The organism is Streptomyces sp. NPDC050264, from assembly GCF_040655895.1.
Lineage (GTDB): Bacteria > Actinomycetota > Actinomycetes > Streptomycetales > Streptomycetaceae > Streptomyces.
This window is the reverse complement of the sequence record NZ_JBFAKV010000017.1, coordinates 155,846-177,003: the sequence shown is the minus strand read 5'-3', so window position 1 is coordinate 177,003 and position 21,158 is coordinate 155,846. Positions and strand designations below refer to the sequence as shown.

Annotated in this window: 19 protein-coding genes; 7 read left to right on the top strand and 12 right to left on the bottom strand. The window is 72.3% G+C overall.

Annotated elements, in window-relative coordinates; translation table 11 throughout:
* Window positions 1–29: 29 nt before the first annotated feature.
* From AB0J02_RS28060 to AB0J02_RS28045, 4 genes are read left to right on the top strand one after another with little or no spacing between them, the layout of a single operon-like run.
* Window positions 30–1,118, top strand: a complete 1,089-nt coding sequence (locus AB0J02_RS28060) for an ABC transporter permease (protein ID WP_363196552.1) — start codon at window positions 30–32, stop codon at window positions 1,116–1,118.
* A complete protein-coding gene (locus AB0J02_RS28055; RefSeq protein ID WP_363196551.1) occupies window positions 1,115–2,038 on the top strand; it encodes an ABC transporter permease in 924 nt (307 codons plus the stop codon). Before AB0J02_RS28060 ends, AB0J02_RS28055 begins: the two co-directional genes overlap by 4 nt.
* Window positions 2,035–3,027 (top strand): ABC transporter ATP-binding protein, encoded by a 993-nt coding sequence (locus AB0J02_RS28050; protein WP_363196550.1) that lies wholly within the window; start codon window positions 2,035–2,037, stop codon window positions 3,025–3,027. Before AB0J02_RS28055 ends, AB0J02_RS28050 begins: the two co-directional genes overlap by 4 nt.
* A complete protein-coding gene (locus tag AB0J02_RS28045) occupies window positions 3,024–4,022 on the top strand; it encodes an ABC transporter ATP-binding protein (protein ID WP_363196549.1) in 999 nt (332 codons plus the stop codon). The genes AB0J02_RS28050 and AB0J02_RS28045 overlap by 4 nt, the downstream gene beginning before the upstream one ends.
* Before the next feature lie 85 nt (window positions 4,023–4,107).
* On the opposite strand, the gene AB0J02_RS28040 is transcribed toward AB0J02_RS28045, so the two are convergent.
* The 10 genes from AB0J02_RS28040 to rimP form a co-directional block, all read right to left on the bottom strand.
* Window positions 4,108–4,596: a carboxymuconolactone decarboxylase family protein gene (locus tag AB0J02_RS28040; RefSeq protein WP_363196548.1), complete on the bottom strand. Its 489-nt coding sequence runs from the start codon at window positions 4,594–4,596 to the stop codon at window positions 4,108–4,110.
* A gap of 92 nt (window positions 4,597–4,688) precedes the next feature.
* Window positions 4,689–5,639 carry a bifunctional riboflavin kinase/FAD synthetase gene (locus AB0J02_RS28035; protein WP_363196547.1) on the bottom strand — a complete coding sequence of 317 codons (951 nt, stop codon included), beginning with the start codon at window positions 5,637–5,639 and terminating at the stop codon, window positions 4,689–4,691.
* Window positions 5,640–5,786: 147 nt separating this feature from the next.
* Entirely contained in the window at window positions 5,787–9,128 is a 3,342-nt protein-coding gene (locus tag AB0J02_RS28030) for a trypsin-like peptidase domain-containing protein (protein WP_363196546.1), read from the bottom strand.
* Window positions 9,129–9,376: 248 nt separating this feature from the next.
* Window positions 9,377–10,282: a tRNA pseudouridine(55) synthase TruB gene (truB, locus tag AB0J02_RS28025; protein ID WP_363196545.1), complete on the bottom strand. Its 906-nt coding sequence runs from the start codon at window positions 10,280–10,282 to the stop codon at window positions 9,377–9,379.
* Window positions 10,283–10,284: 2 nt separating this feature from the next.
* A complete protein-coding gene (gene rbfA / locus AB0J02_RS28020) occupies window positions 10,285–10,746 on the bottom strand; it encodes a 30S ribosome-binding factor RbfA (protein ID WP_363196544.1) in 462 nt (153 codons plus the stop codon).
* Between the two features lie 36 nt (window positions 10,747–10,782).
* Window positions 10,783–11,076 carry a DUF503 domain-containing protein gene (locus tag AB0J02_RS28015; protein WP_019074817.1) on the bottom strand — a complete coding sequence of 98 codons (294 nt, stop codon included), beginning with the start codon at window positions 11,074–11,076 and terminating at the stop codon, window positions 10,783–10,785.
* Between the two features lie 141 nt (window positions 11,077–11,217).
* A complete protein-coding gene (infB, locus tag AB0J02_RS28010) occupies window positions 11,218–14,358 on the bottom strand; it encodes a translation initiation factor IF-2 (protein WP_363196543.1) in 3,141 nt (1,046 codons plus the stop codon).
* 146 nt (window positions 14,359–14,504) lie between these two features.
* Window positions 14,505–14,783, bottom strand: coding sequence for a YlxR family protein (locus tag AB0J02_RS28005; protein ID WP_363196542.1), 279 nt, complete (start codon window positions 14,781–14,783; stop codon window positions 14,505–14,507).
* A gap of 103 nt (window positions 14,784–14,886) precedes the next feature.
* Window positions 14,887–15,873, bottom strand: coding sequence for a transcription termination factor NusA (gene nusA, locus AB0J02_RS28000; RefSeq protein WP_363196541.1), 987 nt, complete (start codon window positions 15,871–15,873; stop codon window positions 14,887–14,889).
* A gap of 2 nt (window positions 15,874–15,875) precedes the next feature.
* Window positions 15,876–16,382, bottom strand: a complete 507-nt coding sequence (rimP, locus tag AB0J02_RS27995) for a ribosome maturation factor RimP (RefSeq protein WP_363196540.1) — start codon at window positions 16,380–16,382, stop codon at window positions 15,876–15,878.
* Window positions 16,383–16,583: 201 nt separating this feature from the next.
* Between rimP and AB0J02_RS27990 the strand changes: the two genes are divergently transcribed.
* The 3 genes from AB0J02_RS27990 to AB0J02_RS27980 are packed head-to-tail and all read left to right on the top strand — an operon-like array spanning window position 16,584 to window position 18,496.
* Window positions 16,584–17,072, top strand: a complete 489-nt coding sequence (locus AB0J02_RS27990; protein ID WP_363196539.1) for a hypothetical protein — start codon at window positions 16,584–16,586, stop codon at window positions 17,070–17,072.
* A gap of 5 nt (window positions 17,073–17,077) precedes the next feature.
* Window positions 17,078–17,542 (top strand): ferritin-like domain-containing protein, encoded by a 465-nt coding sequence (locus AB0J02_RS27985; RefSeq protein WP_363196538.1) that lies wholly within the window; start codon window positions 17,078–17,080, stop codon window positions 17,540–17,542.
* 51 nt (window positions 17,543–17,593) lie between these two features.
* Window positions 17,594–18,496, top strand: coding sequence for an aminoglycoside phosphotransferase family protein (locus AB0J02_RS27980; protein WP_363196537.1), 903 nt, complete (start codon window positions 17,594–17,596; stop codon window positions 18,494–18,496).
* Window positions 18,497–18,562: 66 nt separating this feature from the next.
* Here AB0J02_RS27980 and AB0J02_RS27975 read toward each other — a convergent pair whose 3' ends face one another.
* Both AB0J02_RS27975 and AB0J02_RS27970 read right to left on the bottom strand, forming a co-directional pair.
* Window positions 18,563–20,263: a proline--tRNA ligase gene (locus AB0J02_RS27975; RefSeq protein WP_363196536.1), complete on the bottom strand. Its 1,701-nt coding sequence runs from the start codon at window positions 20,261–20,263 to the stop codon at window positions 18,563–18,565.
* Between the two features lie 80 nt (window positions 20,264–20,343).
* Entirely contained in the window at window positions 20,344–20,901 is a 558-nt protein-coding gene (locus AB0J02_RS27970) for a GNAT family N-acetyltransferase (RefSeq protein WP_363196535.1), read from the bottom strand.
* Window positions 20,902–21,158: the final 257 nt, after the last annotated feature.

Below are 21,158 nucleotides of genomic sequence, written 5' to 3'. Positions count from 1 at the left end.
CGCACGAGTAACGAGAGTTCGCAGGAACCATGACAGCTGACAGCACTCCCGCGCTCGTGCGGTCCGCGGACGCGTCCGACGGCGATCCGGCCTTCCCGGCCGGGGCGTCGCCGGGCGCCCGCGGCCCACGGGCCCGCAACACCAAGGCGTACCTCCAGTACGCGGCGGCGAAGATCGCGGGCGCGATCGTCTCGCTCTTCGCCGTCCTCGTCACGAGCTTCTTCCTCTTCCGCCTCATCCCGAGCGACCCGGTCAAGCAGATGACCGGCGGCAAGCGGGTCTCCGAGCAGCAACTGGAGAACCTGCGTCACCAGTTCGGCCTCGACCAGCCGATGTGGAAGCAGTTCACGTCGTACATCGGGGACGCGCTCACCGGCGACTTCGGCACCTCGTACCAGTTCCACACCCCCGTCATCGACAAGATCGCCGACGCGCTCCCGGCGACGCTCCTGCTGACCGGCACGGCGTACGTCCTGTACTCGGCGCTCGGCATCTGGCTGGGGACGCGCACGGCGTGGCGCAACGGTTCGCGCAGCGACCGCTTCAACACGGCGTTCGCGCTGACCCTCTACTCGATCCCGTCGTTCTGGCTCGGGCTGCTCCTGATCATCGTCTTCGCGGTGGGCATCGGGCCGATCCCCGGCATGTTCCCGACCGGTGGCCTCGAATCGGGCGGCGAGACCGGCTTCGCGTACGTCATCGACGTGGCGCACCATCTGATCCTCCCGGTCATCACGCTCGTCGCGGTCGGGTACGCGCAGACGCTGCTCGTCATGCGTTCCTCGCTGCTCGACGAGATGGGCAGCGACTACCTGACGACCGCGCGCGCCAAGGGGCTGCGGGACGACGTGGTGCGCCGCAAGCACGCGGTGCCGAACGCGATGCTGCCCACGTTCACGCTGATGTTCGTGAACCTCGGGCACGTGGTCGCCGGTCAGATCCTCGTCGAGACTGTCTTCTCCTGGCCGGGCCTCGGCGGGCTCTTCTACTCGGCTCTGTCCGTGCCCGATCTCCCGCTCGTCCAGGGCCTGTTCTTCGTCTTCGCCACCGCGGTGATCCTCGCGAACACCCTCGCCGACATCCTCTATCCGCTGCTCGACCCGAGGGTGGGCCGATGACGACCGACACCGCTCCCGTCACGAAGACGGGCAATCCGCGGGCGCTCGCGCGGGCCCGCAAGCGCCAGTCCCTGGCCCGCTTCTGGCGTACGTACCGTGCGCACCGCAGCGGTCTGTGGGGCCTCGGCCTGCTGATTCTGATCGCGCTCATCGCCGTGTTCGCGCCGGCCCTGGTCGGCTCGGACGCGCAGAGCGTGACGGACGCGCCCGGTGGCCCGCTGGAGGGACCGAGCGGTGAATTCCCGCTCGGCACCGACCAGTTCGGCCGCAGCGTGCTCGCGCTCCTGGTGTACGGGGCCCGGGTCTCGCTCACCGTGGGCCTGCTCGCGGCGTTCCTGTGCGTGGCGATCGGCACGGTCATCGGGATCGTCGCGGGGCACTTCCGCGGCTGGTACTCGACCGTGCTGATGCGGATCACGGACTGGTTCCTGGTGATGCCGACGCTGGTCCTGGCCATCGCGCTCGCCACGGTGATGGACCGCTCCATGTGGACGGTGATCATCGCGATCGGTGTGACGACGTGGCCGACGACGGCCCGGCTCGTGCGCGCCCAGACCCTGGCCGTGGAGTCGCGGCCGTACATCGAGCGCTCCCGCGCCCTGGGCGGCGGCCACGGCCACATCATGACCCGGCACGTGCTGCCGAACGTGATGCCGCTGGTACTCGCCCAGACCACCATGATCATCTCGTCCGCGATCCTGACCGAGGCGACGCTCGCCTTCCTCGGCCTGTCCGACCCGACCATCACCTCGTGGGGCGGCATGCTCCAGGACGCGCGCGAGGCGGGCGCCGTCAGCGCGGGCGACTGGTGGTACCTGGCCCCGCCCGGCATCGCCATCGCCGTCGTGGCCCTCGCCTTCACCCTGTGCGGCCGCGCGATCGAGGCCGTGCTCAACCCGAAACTGGGGGCCCGGTCATGACGCTGCTTCAGGTGAACGACCTGAACGTGACCTACGCCGGCGGGGCGCAGGCCGTCCGCGGCGTGAACCTGTCCGTCGACGCGGGCCAGAAGCTCGGCATCGCGGGCGAGTCGGGCTGCGGCAAGTCGACGCTCGCGCTCGCGCTGCTGCGGCTGCTGCCCGCCGGGACCAAGGTCACCGGCGAGATCCTGCTCAACGGCGAGGACATCCTGACGATGAAGTGGGGCCGGGTCCGCGCGGTGCGCTGGGCCGGTGCCTCCATCGTCTTCCAGGGCGCGATGCACTCGCTCAACGCCGTGCACCGCGTCGGCGACCAGATCGCCGAGCCCATCCTGCTGCACAAGAAGGCGACGCAGGCGGGCGCGAAGAAGAAGGTCGCCGAGCTGCTGGAACACGTAGGACTGCCCGCGGCGCGCGCGGCGGCGTATCCGCACGAGCTCTCTGGCGGTCAGCGCCAGCGCGTGATGATCGCGATGGCGCTCGCCTGCGACCCGGAGCTGATCATCGCGGACGAGCCGACGACGGCCCTCGACGTGATGATCCAGGCCCAGATCCTGCGCCTGATCGAGCAGTTGGTGACGGAACAGGACCTCGGACTCATCATGATCAGCCACGACCTGGCGGTCCTCTCCGACACCTGCGACCGGCTCGCGGTGATGTACGCGGGCCGCGTCGTCGAGGAGGGCCCGGCGGCGCAGGTCTACGAGAACGCGCTGCACCCCTACGGGAACGCCCTGTCGGCGGCGTTCCCGACGATCGGCGACCCGGCGTCCCGGTTCGCGCCGCGCGGCCTGCCCGGCGATCCGCCGGATCCCTCCGCGCTGCCCTCGGGCTGCACGTTCCACCCGCGCTGTCCGGTGGCCCTCGATGTGTGTGCCGTCGAGGACCAGGCGCTGCGGGACGCGGGGGCCGGGCGCCGGGCAGCCTGTGTCCACGTATCGGGCGGGGCAGAGGCGTCGGACGTCGAGGCAAGGAGCACCACGGCATGACGGAGACTCGGACCCTGCTGTCCGCGGACCAGTTGAAAGTGACGTTCCCCGGGCGGCGCGGCGCCGCCGAGGCGCGGGCCGTGGACGGCGTCGACCTGGACATCGCGCCGGGCGAGATCGTGGCCCTGGTCGGCGAGTCGGGCTGCGGCAAGACGAGCCTGGCACGCACGCTGCTCGGGCTCGAACGGCCGTCGTCGGGAAAGGTCACCTTCGCCGGGGAGCCGCTCAACTACGGGTCCCGCGCGCTGAAGGCGTACCGCAAGCGGGTGCAGCTGGTGCTGCAGGACCCGAGCGGCTCGCTCAACCCGCGGCACACCGTGTACGACGCGGTGGCGGAGGGCCTGCGCATCCACGGGTACGCGGGCGATGAACGCGAGGCCGTCGCGAACGCCCTGTCCCGGGCGGGACTCCGGCCTCCGGAACGCTTCTTCCTGCGCTATCCGCACGAGCTGTCCGGCGGGCAGCGCCAGCGCGTCGTCATCGCGGGCGCGCTGGTCCTGGAGCCCGAACTCATCGTGGCGGACGAGCCCGTGGCGTCCCTCGACGCGTCGGTGCGCGGCGAGATCCTGGCGCTGCTGCTGAAGCTGCGCGACGAACTGGGGCTGTCCGCGCTCGTGGTCACGCACGACCTGGGCCTGGCCTGGAACATCGCGGACCGGGTGGCGGTGATGTACCTGGGCCGGATCGTGGAGACGGGCGCCGTGGAGGAGGTCCTGACCTCACCCCGGCACCCGTACACCCAGGCCCTGTTGTCGGTGCTGCCGGAGGCCCCCGGCGAGCCGGTGGTCCTGACCGGCGAGCCGCCGGACCCCTCGCGGATTCCTGGCGGCTGCCGGTTCCACGCGCGCTGTCAGATCCTTGCGAGCGGGGAGGCCGAGCGGGCGGGTGTCTCCGACGCCTGCCGGAACGAGGATCTGCCGGTGCTTTCCGGTGGAGCCGGGTCTCAGGTGGCCTGTCATTGGGCTCGGGCACGCGTGGCTGAGGGCGCGCCCTAGCGTCTGCGGGGTTCCTCCGGTGGGGCGGGTGCGGGTGCGTTGTGGTTGCTCGCGCCGCGCCACGCCCCGCCCCCAGCGGAGCGGTTCAACTCTTGTGGAACGCCGCCGCCTGGCCGACCTCGTAGTCACCACCCGGCTGCTGGACGATGACGTTCAGGCGGTTGAAGGCGTTGATGCTGGCGATCAGGCAGACCAGCGCGCCGAGCTGGTCCTCGTCGTAGTGCTTGGCGGCGTTCGCCCAGGCCTCGTCCGTGACGCCACCGGCCGCGTCCGCGAGCCGCGTGCCCTGTTCTGTCACCTCGAGGGCGGCGCGCTCGGCCTCGGTGAACACCTTGGCCTCACGCCAGGCCGCGATCAGGTTGAGCCGCGACGAGGTCTCCCCGGCGGCCGCGGCCTCCTTGGTGTGCATGTCGAGACAGCCCGAGCAGCCGTTGATCTGGCTGGCGCGGATCTTCACCAGTTCCTGGGTCGCGGCCGGCAGCCCCGATTCGGCGATCGGCATGTTCGCCCCGACGAGGCGCTTGACGAACCCCATGGCGGACTTGCTGGCGAACATGTTCAAACGAGCTTCCATGACGGGCTCCCTGTGCCGTGGTGAGTGCTTGCACCAACCGGACGGAACAGGCGGGCCCGTTCGTGACATGCCCGCAGTGTGACCTACGCCACCTACGCCTCGTAGGCCTCGACGAGCTCCCGGGACCGCTTCACGTCGGTGCCGATGGCCTCGATGAGTTCCTCGAGCGAGTCGAACTTCGACATGCCGCGCACGAACGCCAGGAAGTCCACGGCCACGTGCAGCCCGTACAGGTCGAGGCCCACCCGGTCGATGGCGTACGCCTCGACGGTGCGCTCGACCGCGTCGAACTGGGGGTTCGTCCCGACGGAGATCGCCGCCGGCATCGCCTCGCCGTTCACGTGCAGCCAGCCGGCGTAGACGCCGTCCGCGGGGATCGCCGTGTGCGGCAGGGTCTCCACGTTCGCGGTGGGGAAGCCCAGCTCGCGCCCCCGCTGCGCGCCGCGTACGACCACGCCCTCGACGCGGTGCGGCCGGCCGAGGATCTCCCGGGCCCCCTCCACGTCGCCCTCGGCGACGAGCCGCCTCGTCAGGGTGGAGGAGAACGGCTGGCCGCCGCCCGCGGCACCGCTCACGTACAGGTCCACGACCTCGACCTCGAAGTCGTAGGTCCCGCCCTGCTCGGCGAGGAAGTCGACATTGCCCGCGGCCTTGTGCCCGAAGCGGAAGTTGGGGCCCTCGACGACCACGCGCGCGTGCAGCTTGTCGACGAGGACCTTCGCCACGAACTCGGCGGGCGACAGCTTCGAGAACTCGGTGGTGAAGGGCAGGATCAGCACGGCGTCGACGCCCAGCTCGGCCATCAGCTCGGCGCGCCGGTGGTGCGGCGCGAGCAGCGGCGGGTGCGAGCCGGGGCGCACGACCTCGCTGGGGTGCGGGTCGAAGGTGACGACGACCGCCGGAACGCCCAGCTCACGCGCGCGCTCCACGGCGCGCCCGATGATCAACTGGTGTCCGCGGTGCACCCCGTCGTAGGAGCCGATGGTGACGACGCTGCGCCCCCAGTCCTGGGGGATGTCCTCCAAGCCACGCCAGCGCTGCACGGTGATTGCTCCTCGCAAACCTGTGTACGACGAATCCGTCTCTGCGGTCTCTGCGGCCTCGGCGGTCCCGACGATCTCTGTGTCCCATACCGATTACGCAGGTCTAAGAGTGCCATGCCGACCGCCCGCGCCTCTCATCGGGCGGCGTCAGGCGGGGACCCGCACCCCTGCCAGGTTCTCGATCATCCGCCGGGCGCTCGGTCCCACCAGCGCGGCCCACGCCTGGGGCGCGCCCGCGATCCAGTGGGCCACCGGCGCGGCGAACCCCGGCACGGTCCGCGCGAGTTCCACCAGGCGCCGGTCGAAGCAGGCGGCGCCCTCCGGCGTACGGACGAGCAGCATCCCCGTGCGGTGCACCAGCTCCCGTGTCCGGGGCTGCCCGCGCCGCACCGCGCCCCGGGCGGCGGCGTCCAGCACGGCGCCCAGGACGGCCGGGTCCCGCTCCTGCCCGAGCAGGACGTCGAGCAGCTCGGCCCGTGGCCCGCGCGAGGCGGCGGTGCCGGGCGCGGCGAGGACCGGCGCGAGCGCGGCGCGGACGGCCACGGACCGGGACCCCAGCAGCTCCACGACGAGCGGGAACAGTACGACGCGTGCGGTGGGGCCCTGCTCCAGGCGCCGGTCGACGAACGCGGCCACGTGCCCGGCCGCGGTCTCGGGCGCGGTCTGCGCCAGCTCCTTCACGAGCCCGGCCGCGCGCCGGGCCAGGGCGGGCGTCGTGATGTCCGCGAGGGTGCGCAGCAGCTCGCCGACACCGGTGCCCGGCTCCTGAAGCCGGGCCTGGAATGCCGTGAACACCGCCTCGGGGTGCGTACTGAGAGCCGCGGCCAGCGCTGCCGCGGGCAGTTGCACATCGCCGGCGACGAACTGCCGCAGGGCCCGCCCCAGATACCCGGACCGCGACTGCGGATCCCGTACGAGCAGGGCGAGCGCGGCGCCGTGCAGCGTGGCGTCGGAGGGGCGGGCCAGCAGGGCGAGCGCGGCGTACCGCAGCAGTCCGCGGTCGGCGTCGTTCGTCGCCCGGACGGCCGCCCGGGGCCCGTACGCCGCGGCCGCCACGTGCCGCGCGGGCCGCTCGTCGTGCGCCCACCGGTCGACGGCCCGGCACAGCGCGGACGGCTCCTCGTCGGCGAGGGCGGCGAGCAGTTCGTCGGCCCGCGGGTGCGCGCAGTCGACGAGCGCCTCGACGAGGCCGTCGACGGCCCGGTGCCGGTGGGTGTGGAGCAGTGCCTGCGCGGCGGTCGCCACGGTGGCGTCGGGCCGCGCGGGCAGGGGCCGCTCGTCGTCGAACCACCGGGTGAGCAGCCGCTGGGCCCGCCCCGGCCCGGCGGCGAGGACCTCGGCGACGGCATCGAGATACCGCCCGCCCTCCTCCCGCGCATCGTGCACGACGAGGCGCCGCAGCAGCTCGAACCGGAGGTCGTCGTCGACGGGCAGCGCCGTCCAGAACCAGGGTCCGAAGGCGCCGCGGTCGGCGAGCTCTTCGAGGACGGTCACATAGGCGGTCACATCGCGGACGCGCAGCAGTGCCTCACTGACCAGGTGCGAGGCCCACCGGCCCGCTTCTCCGGCGCTCCCCGTCGCCTCGGGCGAGCCGAGCCGGCCGGACAACTCCCGCAGACGCACGGCGAGTTCCTCCGTGCCGCGCTGCCGCTCGACCAGCAGCAGCGCCCGCACCACGGGCCCCGCGCGGTGCCGCGGTACCGGTACCGATCCCACGCCGCCCCGCCGCCGGAACACCAGCGCGTCCAGGGCCGCGTCCAGATCCAGGTGCATCCCCTGTATCCAGTCGGCCACTTCCTCGTGCGCGAAGCGGTACCCGACCCCCGCGGGCACCAGCACGCCCTCCGCGAGCACGGCCGACGCCCACCCGCTCACCCCGCCGCGCGTCCCCCACGGGAACAGCTCCTCGAAGGTCGTCCGGTCCAACTCCCCCTGTCCCGGACCCAGGCTGCGCCGCGCCGCCTCGTGCAGCTGCCCGGACACGCGTGCCGCGAGCCGCCGCACGCCGCTGCCCCGCACGCCTCCCGAGACGGCGAGCCGCACCGCCACCCGCAGGCACATCAGGTCCAGGTACGCCGCGAAGACCTCGTCGCGGTCGGGGCGCCCGGCCACCTTGCCGGGCAGCGCCGCCCCGACCTCGCTCAGCAGCCGCAGGGCGAGCGGATGCTCCGCGTCCCTCGGCGCGAGCGCGTCCTCGGGGATCCCGAACCGCTCGCGCGCCCGCCGCGCCTGCTCGGGCGGCAGATCCCCGACCCGTACGCACGCGGGCAGCCGGCCGGCCCGCCCGTGCAGCACGTCGGCGTCGAACAGGGCCCCGGCCTGCTCCCAGTACTCCGCGCGGCACGCCACGACGAGCCGCACCCCCGAGGCCGTCAGCCCGCGCTCGGTCTCCCGCGACCAGGCGGCGAGCCGGTGCGCGAGCACGGGCGGCATCTCCTCGGGCCCGTCGAGCAGCAGCACGAGTGGCTGCCCGGCGGCGCGGGCGACGTCGGCGACGCGCTCCGGCGAGATGTCCCCCAGCTCGCCCGCCTCGGTGTCCCGGGACGCGGCCACGATCCGTCCGGCCCGCTCCAGGGCGCGTGCCACCGCGTCCGAGACCGAGGCGTCGTCGGCGCCCAGGTCGGCGCCGCGCAGCCACAGGGTCGGCGCGGCGCTCCCGCCTCCGGCCCGCCGTGCGGCGAAAGCCGCGAGTTCGGTCGTACGGCCGCTGCCGGGGTCGCCGACGAGCGCGAGCACGGCTGCCCCGCCTGCCGTGAAGTCCGCCAACTCCCGTACGACATCCGGCCGTTCGACCGGCTCGACGCCCGGGTGGCCAGGGCCGTCGCTGCCCACCGAGACGGCGGTCAGGTGCAGCACCCCGGCGAGATTCAGCTCGGCGCCGTAGGCGGGAACGGTGGCGGCGTTGCGTGCCAGCAGCGCGGCGAGTCGCGGTTCCGCGGCGGCGGCCGCGCGCAGCGGGACCGCGAATCCGGCCGCCCGGTGCGCGGCCTGCAGCGCGGTCCCCAGGACCGCGACCACGGCGCCCGTCTCCGCGTCGAGGACGGGCCCGCCCGCGGCCCCGCCGCCGAGCCGCAGCGCGTCGGCCCCGGCGGTCCCGACCGCCAGCTCCATGGCGTTCGCCAGCAGATGGAAGCGGTCGGTCGCGGTGTACGTCACGTCCACGTGCCCGAGCACGCGGGCCTCGCGCCATCCGGCGGCGGCGATCCGTACGTATGCCCCCTCCTCCGCGGGGCCGACCGCCGCGACGGGCAGGGGCGCGGCGCCGAGCCCCTCGGTGCGCACCAGCGCGAGATCCACGGCGGGCAGTTCGACGACCGACTCGGGGCCCACCACGCAGGTCGCACCGCCCGGCGCGTGCAGCACCACGCGCCCGAGTCCGTCCACCGCCTCATGACTGGTGACGACGGTCCCTTGGTCGTCCGCGACGAACCCCGTGCCGCGCGGCCGCCCGGCCAGATCACAGATCCGAACCAGAGGCGGATCCACCATGCCGCGCCCCTCCTGCCGCTCTCCGCCACGCCCCGTGACCTCGACGGTAGGCGCGCGATGATCAGCTGGACAGGACCCGAGGCGAACGCGCCCCCTTCCGCTCCCCCGCTTCACTCCGAGCGCCTGCCCGAAGGGGTGAACTCAGCGGGCGTGGCGGATAGACCATAGGAGGGGAACAAGGGGGAACGTGGAGCGGCGGCCACCCAGAGACCGGACAACCGCCGCTCCACCGTATAGGCGCCGGCCTCTCAGCCGAACACGGCCAGGCTCTTGGCCTTGCCCTTCGACTCCTCTACCAGCGCGAGGAATCGACCCTCCGCGCCGAACACGGCGATCGGCCCCCGCTCCGCGTACTCGCCGGGCATGTCCAGCCGTACGCCGTTCAGGAGCAGCTTCCCGCGACGCTCGTCCACGTCCCACCGGGGGAACGCGACGTTCGCGGCCTCGCCCACCGGCAGCACGGTCAGCTCCTGCTGGAGCTGGTCGAGCGTGCGTGCCGAGTCGAGCTTGTAGGGGCCGACGCGGGTGCGGCGCAGCGCGGTCAGATGCCCGCCGACGCCGAGGTCCGCGCCCAGGTCCCGGGCGAGCGCCCGGATGTAGGTGCCGGACGAGCACACCACGGACACGACGAGGTCGAGCACGGGCGTACCGTCCTCGGCCACCGCGTCCCGGACGTCGTACACGGCGAAGGACGAGACGGTGACCGGCCGTGCCGGGATCTCGAACTCCTCGCCGTCCCGTGCCCGCTTGTAGCTGCGGACGCCCTTGATCTTGATGGCGCTGACCTTGGACGGCACCTGCATGATGGCGCCGGTCAGCTTGGCGATGCCCGCGTCGACGGCCTCGCGCCGGACACCGGACGCGTCGGTGGACGAGGTGATCTCGCCCTCGGCGTCGTCGGTCAGGGTGTTCTGGCCCAGGCGGATGGTGCCCAGGTACTCCTTCTCGGTCAGCGCGAGATGGCCGAGGAGCTTGGTGGCACGCTCGACGCCGAGTACGAGCACACCCGTCGCCATCGGGTCGAGGGTGCCCGCGTGGCCGACGCGGCGGGTCTTGGCGATCCCGCGCATCTTGGCCACGACGTCGTGCGAAGTGAAGCCCGACGGCTTGTCGACGATGACAAGCCCGTCGGGCGGTGGGGTGCGGTCGGACATGCTCAGGCGTCGCCGTCCGTCTCGTCGTCGGCGGCTTCGTCGTCCTCGGGCTTGCGGTACGGGTCCGCGTCGCCGGCGAACGCGGCGCCCGCGGACGTCTCGCGCACCTTCTCGTCCGACTGCCGCGCCTTGTCGAGGAGGTCCTCGATGGTCTTGGCGTTGTCGGGCAGTGCGTCCGCGACGAAGGTCAGGGTCGGCGTGAACTTCACGCCCGCCGCCGCGCCGACCGCGGAGCGCAGAATGCCCTTGGCACTCTCCAGTCCGGCGGCCGCCTCGGCGCGCAGCTCGTCGTCCCCGTACACGGTGTAGAAGACGGTCGCTTCCCGCAGGTCACCCGTGACGCGGGTGTCCGTGATGGTGACGTGGGTGCCGAGCCGCGGGTCCTTGATGCCGCGCTGCAGCTTCTTGGCCACCACCTCTCGGATGAGGTCCGCCAGCCTCTTGGCGCGCGCGTTGTCGGCCACTGGTCCGTCTCCTTAGTAACTGTCTCGCTTGTTGCTTCAGTCTTCGTCGCTGTGGAGCCTGCGTCGAACCGAGAGCAGTTCCACCTCGGGCCGCCCGGCGACCAGACGCTCGCAGCGGTCCAGTACGTCGGTGAGGTGTCCCGTGTCCCCGGAGACCACCGCGAGCCCGATCTCGGCCCTGCGGTGGAGGTCCTGGCTGCCCGTCTCCGCCGCACTCACCGCGTACTTGCGCTGGAGTTCGGCGACGATCGGACGAACGAGGGAGCGTTTTTCCTTCAGCGAGTGAACGTCGCCGAGGAGCAGATCGAAGGACAGAGTCCCCACATACATGTGTGTATCCGGATGTCCCGCCGGTTCGGGTTCGTATGGGCGCACTCTCGTTACGCCGATACGGAAACCGTACACGCAACGGCCGGGGCCGATCGACGGATATAAGTCCCGCCGACCGGCCCCGAACCTTTACTGCGTGGATCAGCCGCGCGGCTTCTCGCGCATCTCGTACGTCGCGATGACGTCGTCGACCTTGATGTCGTTGAAGTTGCCGAGGTTGATACCGCCCTCGAACCCTTCGCGGATCTCGGTGACGTCGTCCTTGAAGCGACGCAGACCGGAGATGTTGAGGCTCTCCGCGATGACCTTGCCATCGCGCAGCAAGCGCGCCTTGGTGTTGCGCTTGACCTCGCCGGACCGGACGAGCACACCGGCGATGTTGCCCAGCTTGGACGACTTGAAGACCTCGCGGATCTCCGCCGTGCCGAGCTCGACCTCCTCGTACTCCGGCTTGAGCATGCCCTTGAGGGCCGCCTCGATCTCCTCGATGGCCTGGTAGATCACCGAGTAGTACCGGACGTCGACGCCCTCGCGCTCCGCCATCTGCTGCGCACGGCCGGCTGCCCGGACGTTGAAGCCGATGACGATGGCGTCGGAGCCGGTCGCCAGGTTGATGTCGGACTCGGTGACCGCACCCACACCGCGGTGCAGGACGCGGATGTCGACCTCGTCGCCGACGTCGAGCTGGAGCAGCGAGGACTCGAGAGCCTCCACCGAACCGGACGCGTCGCCCTTGATGATGAGGTTGAGCTCCTGCACCAGACCGGCCTTGAGGGCCTCGTCCAGGTTCTCCAGGGAGAACCGGATGCCACGGCGAGCGAAGTTGGCGTTGCGCTCACGAGCGGCACGCTTCTCGGCGATCTGACGGGCCGTACGGTCCTCGTCCACCACCAGGAAGTTGTCGCCGGCACCCGGGACGTTGGTGAGACCGAGCACGAGGACAGGGGTCGAGGGACCCGCTTCCTCGACGTTCTCGCCCTTGTCGTCGAGCATCGCGCGGACACGGCCGTACGCGTCGCCGACCACCATCGTGTCGCCGACCCGCAGCGTGCCTCGCTGGACGAGGACGGTCGCCACGGCACCGCGGCCCTTGTCGAGGTGCGACTCGATCGCAATACCCTGCGCGTCCTGCTCCGGGTTGGCCCGCAGGTCGAGCGAGGCGTCCGCGGTCAGGACCACGGCCTCGAGCAGGGACTCGATGTTCTCGCCCTGCTTGGCGGAGATGTCGACGAACATCGTGTCGCCGCCGTACTCCTCGGCCACCAGACCGAACTCGGTGAGCTGACCGCGCACCTTGGTCGGGTCGGCACCCTCGACGTCGATCTTGTTGACCGCGACCACGATCGGCACGTCGGCCGCCTTGGCGTGGTTCAGCGCCTCGATCGTCTGCGGCATGACGCCGTCGTTCGCCGCGACCACGAGGATCGCGATGTCCGTCGACTTCGCACCACGCGCACGCATGGCGGTGAACGCCTCGTGACCCGGGGTGTCGATGAAGGTGATCTTGCGCTCTTCGCCGTTCACCTCGGTCGCGATCTGGTACGCGCCGATGTGCTGGGTGATGCCGCCGGCCTCGCCCGCGATGACGTTCGTCTTGCGGATGGTGTCGAGGAGGCGGGTCTTACCGTGGTCGACGTGACCCATGACGGTCACGACCGGCGGACGCGAGACGAGCATGTCCTCGCCGCCCTCGTCCTCGCCGAACTCGATGTCGAAGGACTCGAGCAGCTCGCGGTCCTCCTCCTCCGGGCTGACGACCTCGAGGACGTAGTTCATCTCGCCCGCGAGCACCTGGAGGGTCTCGTCGGAGACGGACTGCGTGGCAGTGACCATCTCGCCGAGGTTCATCATCACGGCGACGAGCGACGCCGGGTTGGCGTTGATCTTCTCCGCGAAGTCGGTGAGGGACGCACCGCGCGACAGGCGGACGGTCTGTCCGTTGCCGCGAGGCAGCATGACGCCGCCGACCGACGGGGCCTGCATGGCCTCGTACTCCTGGCGCCTCTGACGCTTCGACTTGCGACCACGACGGGCGGGCCCGCCGGGACGGCCGAACGCACCCTGCGTGCCACCACGGGCACCCGGGCCGCCGGGACGTCCACCGAAGCCGGGACGGCCACCGCCGCCGCCACCGGGACGACCGGCGAAACCGCCGCCACCGCCACCGGGACCACCGGGACGACCGGCGAAACCGCCACCGCCGCCACCACCGGGACGACCGGCGAAACCGCCGCCACCGCCACCGGGACGACCGCCGCCGCCACCCGGACGACCGCCGCCACCGGGACCACGGCCACCGCCGGGGCCACCACCGGGACGCGGGCCCGCGGCGGGACGCTGCGGCATCATGCCCGGGTTCGGACGGTTACCACCAGGGGCACCGCCGGGGCGCGGACCGGCCGCGCCGCCCTGCGGACGAGGCATGCCGCCCGGGGTCGGACGGGCGCCGCCCTGACCCTGCGGACGGGGACCACCCTGGCCGCCACCCTGCGGGCGCGGACCGCCCGGGGCACCCTGGCCGCCGGGACGCGGGGCGCCACCCGGACGGGGCGCCTGCGGGCGCGCCATGCCGGTGGAGCCACCAGAGGTGAAGGGGTTGTTGCCGGGGCGGGGACCCGCGGGACGGGCACCTCCCGGACGGGGGGCGCCGCCCTGGCCGCCCTGGCGCGGAGCGCCCTGACGGTCACCGCGGTCGCCACCACGGTTGTCGCGCTCGCCACCACGGTTGTCGCGGTCGCCACGGCCCTGGCCCTGGCCCTGGCCACCCTGCGCGGGGGCCGGACGGCCACCGGGCTTGGGGGCGCCGGGACGGGCACCCGGACGCGGTCCGCTCGCAGCCGGGGCCGACGAAGCGGCCGGGGCGGCGGGAGCCGCGGGGGGCGCCGTGAACTCGGGCGCGGCCGGCGCCGGCGAAGCGGGCTTGGGGGCCGGCTTCGGGGCGGGGGTCGGACGCGGACCCGGGGTCGCGGCCGGGGCCGGAGCCTCGGCCTGCTCCGCGGCGGCCGGCTTCGGGGCCGGCGGGCGCGGGGCGGCAGGCTTCGCGGCCTGCGCGGGGGAAGGGGTGGGACGCGGCGCCGCGGGCTTCGCGGGCGCGGCCTTCTTGGCGGCGGGCTTGCCGCCGTTGCCCTGCTGCAGGGCGTCAGTCAATTTGCGTACTACCGGCGCCTCGATCGTCGAGGACGCCGAACGTACGAATTCACCGAGTTCTTGGAGCTTGGCCATGACGACCTTGCTCTCTACGCCGAACTCCTTGGCGAGTTCGTATACCCGGACCTTAGCCACTTCGCTCCTTTTAGGTCCGGGTTACGCCGGACCGTCGCTACTTCATGGGCGTACTCATCGCGTGCTCATCGAGTGCTCATCGCAATCTCGACCTACTTCCAACTCGCGGGGTACCAGGGCCGCACAGGGGTTCCGTGCGGCGCTTCTTACGGTGTTGCCTGCCCGACTCGGTGGCGAAGCGCCTCCGTGTCGAACGGTCCAGGAGCCTTGAACGCCCGCTGGAACGCCCGGCGGCGGACCGCCAGGTCGAGACAGACCAGGGCGGGGTGCACGTAGGCACCCCGGCCGGGAAGCGTACCGCGATCATCGGGGGCGCATCGGCCCTCGATCACCACGATCCGCAGCAGATCGCTCTTGGCCGCTCGCTCCCGGCATCCCACACAGGTTCGCTCAGGGCATGCGCGGGCATGCGTCCGGCCAGACACCCTTTAGTCTACCTCCCCGTATCGACCTCACCCCTACGGGGCACAAATCGAACGGCTGTTTCTCGTCACATGCTGTCGTGAACCAAGCGCGGAGCGCCCGGGTTTATTCCCCGCCCTGCTCGGTGTCCGGGCGGATGTCGATGCGCCAGCCGGTCAGCCGGGCCGCGAGGCGGGCGTTCTGCCCCTCCTTGCCGATGGCGAGGGAGAGCTGGTAGTCGGGGACCGTCACACGGGCCGAGCGGGCCGCGAGGTCGACGACCTCGACCTTGGAGACACGGGCCGGGGACAGCGCGTTGGCCACCATCTCCGCCGGGTCGTCCGACCAGTCGACGATGTCGATCTTCTCGCCGTTCAGCTCGCCCATCACGTTGCGCACGCGACCGCCCATGGGGCCGATGCACGCGCCCTTGGCGTTGAGCCCGCTGCGCGTCGAACGCACGGCGATCTTCGTACGGTGACCCGCCTCACGCGCGATGGCGGAGATCTCGACGGAACCGTCGGCGATCTCCGGCACCTCCAGCGCGAAGAGCTTCTTCACCAGGCTCGGGTGCGTACGCGACAGCGTCACGGACGGACCGCGCACACCCTTCGCGACGCGGACGACGTACGAGCGCAGCCGCATGCCGTGCTGGTACTCCTCGCCCGGCACCTGCTCCTGCACCGGGAGGATCGCCTCGAGCTTGCCGATGTCGACCAGCACGTTCTTCGGGTCGCGGCCCTGCTGGACCACGCCCATCACGATGTCGCCCTCGCGGCCCGCGTACTCGCCGAGCGTCGCGTCGTCCTGGGCGTCGCGCAGCCGCTGCAGGATGACCTGCTTCGCGGTGGTGGCGGCGATACGGCCGAAGTCGGACGGGGTGTCGTCGAACTCCTTGGCCTCCTGGCCCTCTTCGAGGTCCGCCGGGTCCTCCGTCGCCCACACCGTCACATGGCCGCTCTCGCGGTCCAGCTTCACGCGTGCGCGGCGGAAGCTCCCGTCGGTGCGGTGGTAGGCGATGAGGAGGGCCGACTCGATCGCCTCGACCAGCAGGTCGAAGGAGATCTCCTTCTCCCGCACCAGACCCCGCAGGGCACTCATGTCGATGTCCACGGCTACGCCTCCTCTTCGTTCTCTTCGTTCTTGTTCTTGCGGTTGAACTCGACCTGGACGCGCGCCTTGGCGATGTCCGTGAAGCCGAGCCGTCGGGCGGTGGCCTTACGGCCCTTCACGCCCGGTACTTCGAGGTCGAGTCCGTCGTCGTCGACTTCGAGGATGCGCGCGACGACCTCGCTCTCGTCGGTCAGCTGGAACCTGACGAGGCGGTCCAACGCGCGGACGTAGTGGCGGTGCTCGGTGAGGGCGCGCTCGGCGCCAGGGGTCCCGACCTCCAGCTCGTACTCACCGTCGCCCATGGCGTCCGTCTCGTCGAGCTTCGCCGAGAGCGCGCGGCTCACATCGGCGACCCGGTCGAGGTCGGCTCCTTCATCGGAGTCCACGACGACACGCAGCACCCGCTTACGTCCTACCGAGGCGATCTCGATCTCTTCGAGGTCGAGCCCCTGTGAGCCGACGAGCGGTTCCAGTAGTTCCCGCAGCCTCTCGTTCTGGGTCGTGCTCATCCGGGTGACTCCTCGGCCGCGTGTGCTGTTGTGGTTTGCCGTCATTCCATGCGCGTCAGGTCAAAGGGTATCCGGTCCAAGGGGGTGTTGCCGTCCACCCAGGAAGGAGCGACGGTACGGTGATCACCGGCCGCTCCGTCTCGACCGCGCCGAAACCTTTCTGAGCATTCCCGCCGCACCTTTCTGCCGAGGACGACCGCCGTGCCGCTCACCACTCGGTCCCATCGGGGGCCACGCCGTAGGAGTCTGCTCGCCTCGCTGGCCGGGGCCGCGTTGCTGACCGGGTGCACGGACGGCAGCGACGACGGCGCCCAGGGCGCGCCCTCGCTCTCGCAGGAGAGAAGGCTGAAGGCGCGGGCGGCCCGCGAGAGCGCGGATCTGCTGGGGCAGTACGACCAGGCCCTCGCGGCGCTCCCATCCCTCGCGGCCCGGCTCGGTCCGCTGCGCGAAGAGGTCGAGCGGCACGTGAAGGCGTTCGGCGGAGCGGCCCGGCCGTCGGCGCTCGCCCCCTCGGCGAGCACCCCGCCGGTCGCCGAGAAGGACGTGCTGAAGGCGCTGGCGGCGGCCGAGCGGGCGCTGTCGGACCGGCGGATGACGGCGCTGCTGAACGCCCCCGCCGAACAGGCGCGGCTGCTCGCCTCGGTGGCGGCGGCCGGCGCCGGGCACGCGTATCTGCTGACGGAGGGCTGACGGGGATGAGCGAGAGCGAACTGCTCGCGACGGTGCAGGCCGCGCTGCGCGCCGAGCACGCGGCGGTGTACGGGTACGGGGTGGTCGGCGGCCGGATCGGCGCGGGTCGCCGGGCCGAGGCGAAGTCCGCCTACGACGCGCACCGCGCCCGCCGGGACGAACTGCGGCGCACGGCACGCGACCTGGGCGGCAGCCCCGAGGAGTCCGCGGGGGCGTACGCGCTGCCGTTCCCGGTGCCGGACGCTGCCGCGGCGGCCCGGCTCGCGGCGGACATCGAGGACAAGGTCGCCGGGGCGTACTCGGACCTCGTCCGGGCGGCCGGCGGCGACCGGCGCCGGGGCGCGGCTGACGCGCTGCGGGAGGCGGCGGTCCGTGCGGTGCGGTGGCGCGGCGGGAGCGTAGCCTTCCCTGGGCTCGCCGAACGGGCGGCGGTGCCCTCCGCCTCGCCCTCGGCGACTCCGCGTACGTGAGCACCTACTGAATTCAGTAGGTGCGCAGTTCTGGAAGGGAACCCCTCGCGCATGGCTTTCGAACCGCCGCAGCGGCTGGTGAACGCGCTCGGCGAAGTGCGCGACGAAGGGGCCTCGGCGTGGCTCGGCCAGGCCGGGACCCTGCTCGACGAGGCCGCGGCCCGGCGCGAGGTGACCGTCGAGCGGGTTCACGTGCCCGGCGGCCGCAGCAGTCTGATCGCCCATGTCCGGGCGCCGGACGGCGCGCCCGCGGTGCTGAAGCTGGCGCCGGAGCGGTTCCGTCCGGAGGCGGAGCGGGCGGCGCTGACGCACTGGGACGGCTTCGGGGCGGTACGCCTGCTGGATCCCGGGGTCAACGACGGGGCACTGCTCCTGGAGCGGCTGCACCCCGAGGTCTCCGTGCGGACGCTGCCCGAGGCGAAGGCGCTGCTCGAGGCGGCGGGCACGCTGCGCCGGTTGTGGACGGAGCCGCCGGCGGGGCGCAACTGCGAGACGGTGCCCGAGCGCACGGGCCGGCAGGCGACGGCGATGCGGGCGAGCGTGGACGCTTTCCCCGAGGTGGCTCCACTGGTCGACGCGGCCCTTGAGTCGCGCGAGGAGCTGGTGGCCGCGCCGCCCGAACTGCGGTTGCTGCACGGCACGTTCCGGCAGTCCAAGGTGCTCTCCGGCGAGCGGATGCCGTGGCTGGCGGTCGGTCCGGACCCGGTCGTCGGCGAGTGCGCCTTCGACCTGGCGCGGCTGGTGCGCGACCGGGTCGAGGACCTGATCGGCTCGCCCTCGGGCCCTGCCATCACGCGCCGCCGTGTCAAGCGCCTCGCCGAGTCCCTGGACGTGGACCAGGAGCGGCTGCGCGGGTGGACGCTGTTCCGGGCCGTGGAGTCCGGAGTGCGGGCGCTGCGCGTGGGGCGGGAGCGGGACGGCGAGAACCTGCTGGAGTTCGCGGGCTGGCTCTGAGACGTAGGCGGTGAACGGCGGCGCCCCGGATTCAGGAATCCGGGGCGCCGCTTCACGCACTCTCGCTCACGCGGTGAGGCGGGCCACGGCCTCCTCGACCGTGAGCTCCTCGCGCTCGCCGGTGCGGCGGTCCTTCAGCTCGACGACTCCGTCGGCGCTGCGGCGGCCCGCGACCAGGATCTTCGGCACACCGATCAGCTCGGAGTCGGTGAACTTCACGCCCGGGGAGATGCCGGGGCGGTCGTCGACCAGGACGCGGACGCCGGCCGCGGCCAGCTTGTCGGAGACCTCCAGGGCCAGCTCCGTCTGGAGGGCCTTGCCGGCGGCGACGACGTGCACGTCGGCCGGGGCGATCTCCTCGGGCCAGATGAGGCCCTTGTCGTCGGCGTGCTGCTCGGCGAGGGCCGCGACGGCGCGCGACACGCCGATGCCGTACGAGCCCATGGTGACGCGGACCGGCTTGCCGTTCGGGCCGAGCACGTCGAGCTGGAAGGCGTCGGCGTACTTGCGGCCGAGCTGGAAGATGTGGCCGATCTCGATGGCGCGGTCCAGCTTGAGGCCGGTGCCGCAGGCCGGGCACGGGTCGCCTTCCTGGACGACCACGACATCGACGTACTCGGAGACCTCGAAGTCACGGCCCGCGACGACGTTCTTCGCGTGCACGCCGTCCTTGTTGGCGCCGGTGATCCAGGCGGTGCCGGGGGCGACGCGCGGGTCGGCGAGGTAGGTGACCTTCTCCAGGCCCTGCGGGCCGACGTAGCCGCGGACGAGGTCGTCGCGGCCCTCGAAGTCCTCGGCCGTCACGAGCTCGACGGCGGCCGGGGCGAAGTGCGCCTCGACCTTGTCCAGGTCGACCTCGCGGTCGCCGGGGACGCCGACGGCGACGATCTCGCCGTCGACCTTCACCAGCAGGTTCTTGAGCGTGGCCGACGCCTGGACGCCGAGGTGCGCGGCGAGCGTCTCGATGGTCGGGGTGTCGGGCGTGGGGATCTCTTCGAGGGCGGGGGCGTCGGCCGCGTCCACCGGCTTCAGGGCGTACGTGACCGCCTCGGTGTTGGCCGCGTAGTCGCAGTTCGGGCAGTCGGCGAAGGTGTCCTCGCCGGCTCCGGCCGGGGCCAGGAACTCCTCGGACTTGGAGCCGCCCATCGCGCCGGCGGTCGCGGCGCAGATGCGGTAGTCGAGGCCGAGGCGCTCGAAGATGCGCTGGTAGGCGGCGCGGTGCAGGGCGTACGACTCGGCGAGACCCTCGTCGGTCAGGTCGAAGGAGTACGAGTCCTTCATCTGGAACTCGCGGCCGCGCAGGATGCCGGCGCGGGGGCGGGCCTCGTCGCGGTACTTCGTCTGGATCTGGTAGAGGATCACCGGCAGGTCCTTGTAGGACGTGCACTGGTCCTTGACCAGCTGGGTGAAGATCTCCTCGTGCGTCGGGCCGAGGAGGTAGTCGCCGCCCCTGCGGTCGTTGAGGCGGAACAGCTCGGCGCCGTACTCGGTCCAGCGCCCCGTCGCCTCGTAGGGCTCCTTGGGCAGGAGCGCGGGGAGCAGGACCTCCTGGGCGCCGATGGCGTCCATCTCCTCGCGGACGATGCGCTCGACGTTCGCGTAGACCTTGCGGCCGAGCGGCAGCCAGGACCAGACACCGGCCGCGGTGCGGCGCACGAAACCGGCGCGGACCAGCAGTTTGTGGCTGAGCACCTCGGCGTCCGCCGGGTCGTCGCGCAGGGTCTTCACCATCAAGCGGGACATGCGCTGGACCTGGGCCTTGGCCATGATTTCTCGACTCCTGCGACGAAAGGGTTATGGGCAGGAGGTTAGCCGGGCGGTGGGCGCGGCCGGAAATCGGTTCTTGTTCAGCGGCGCAGCGGGAGGGGGGCGCCCATCACCGCGTACGGCTTCGGGGCGCTCGGGAAGAGGACCTGGCGGGCCAGGTCGTCGTAGCCGAGGGAGTGGTAGAGGCCGCGGGCCGGGCTGTCGAAGTCGATCGCGGAGAGGATCGAGCGGGGCTGTGCGGCGGCGTCGGTGATCGTGGTGATGAGGGTGCGGCCGATGCCGCGGTTCTGGTAGCCGGGGTGGACGTGCAGCTCGGTGATGACGAAGGAGTCGTCGAGCCAGTGGTCGTGGCCGTGGGCGCGCAGGTACGGCTCGACGACCGTGGACCACCAGTGGGTGCGGTCGTTCGGCATGCCGTAGACGAACCCGACGAGACGGCCGGTCTCCGTGGTGGCGCCGAGGGCGCGGGCTCCGGCGTAGGTGATGTGGCGCAGCACGATCTGGCGGCGTACGGCGATCTCCTCGTCGCTCAGGCCGAAGGCGTACGCCTGGACGGCGAGGGCCTCGTCGACGCGGGCGTGCAGATCGAGGGGCCCGATGGTGACGGCGGCGTCGTCCGTACGGTTCCGGTGCGGCATGCCCGGAGAGTACCCCGAGGGGCCGGACCTACTGGCCGGGTGGGCGTGAACGCCCGGGCCGGCCCTGAGCCGTTGGGCGCGGGCACGCTTGGCGGTCGGGGTGTACGGGCGGCCGGCGCACCGGGCGGCCCCGGGCCGATGGGCGCAAGGCGCCGGGACGCACCGAGATCAGCCCTGTGCCAGCAGCCGCGCGCATACGCCCTGATCGGCGACGCCGCATGCACCGGTGGCAGGACACCGGGCCGATGGGCGCAAGG

Bases quoted from the DNA above. Each gene is read 5' to 3' on its own strand.
- AB0J02_RS28055 (WP_363196551.1), top strand. From the start codon at position 1,115: ATGACGACCGACACCGCTCCCGTCACGAAGACGGGCAATCCGCGGGCG.
- AB0J02_RS28015 (WP_019074817.1), bottom strand. From the start codon at position 11,076: ATGTATGTGGGGACTCTGTCCTTCGATCTGCTCCTCGGCGACGTTCAC.
- rimP (WP_363196540.1), bottom strand. From the start codon at position 16,382: ATGAGCACGACCCAGAACGAGAGGCTGCGGGAACTACTGGAACCGCTC.
- AB0J02_RS28045 (WP_363196549.1), top strand. From the start codon at position 3,024: ATGACGGAGACTCGGACCCTGCTGTCCGCGGACCAGTTGAAAGTGACG.
- AB0J02_RS28030 (WP_363196546.1), bottom strand. From the start codon at position 9,128: ATGGTGGATCCGCCTCTGGTTCGGATCTGTGATCTGGCCGGGCGGCCG.
- truB (WP_363196545.1), bottom strand. From the start codon at position 10,282: ATGTCCGACCGCACCCCACCGCCCGACGGGCTTGTCATCGTCGACAAG.
- AB0J02_RS27970 (WP_363196535.1), bottom strand. From the start codon at position 20,901: ATGCCGCACCGGAACCGTACGGACGACGCCGCCGTCACCATCGGGCCC.
- AB0J02_RS28040 (WP_363196548.1), bottom strand. From the start codon at position 4,596: ATGGAAGCTCGTTTGAACATGTTCGCCAGCAAGTCCGCCATGGGGTTC.
- AB0J02_RS28060 (WP_363196552.1), top strand. From the start codon at position 30: ATGACAGCTGACAGCACTCCCGCGCTCGTGCGGTCCGCGGACGCGTCC.
- AB0J02_RS27975 (WP_363196536.1), bottom strand. From the start codon at position 20,263: ATGGCCAAGGCCCAGGTCCAGCGCATGTCCCGCTTGATGGTGAAGACC.
- AB0J02_RS27980 (WP_363196537.1), top strand. From the start codon at position 17,594: ATGGCTTTCGAACCGCCGCAGCGGCTGGTGAACGCGCTCGGCGAAGTG.
- AB0J02_RS28050 (WP_363196550.1), top strand. From the start codon at position 2,035: ATGACGCTGCTTCAGGTGAACGACCTGAACGTGACCTACGCCGGCGGG.
- AB0J02_RS27985 (WP_363196538.1), top strand. From the start codon at position 17,078: ATGAGCGAGAGCGAACTGCTCGCGACGGTGCAGGCCGCGCTGCGCGCC.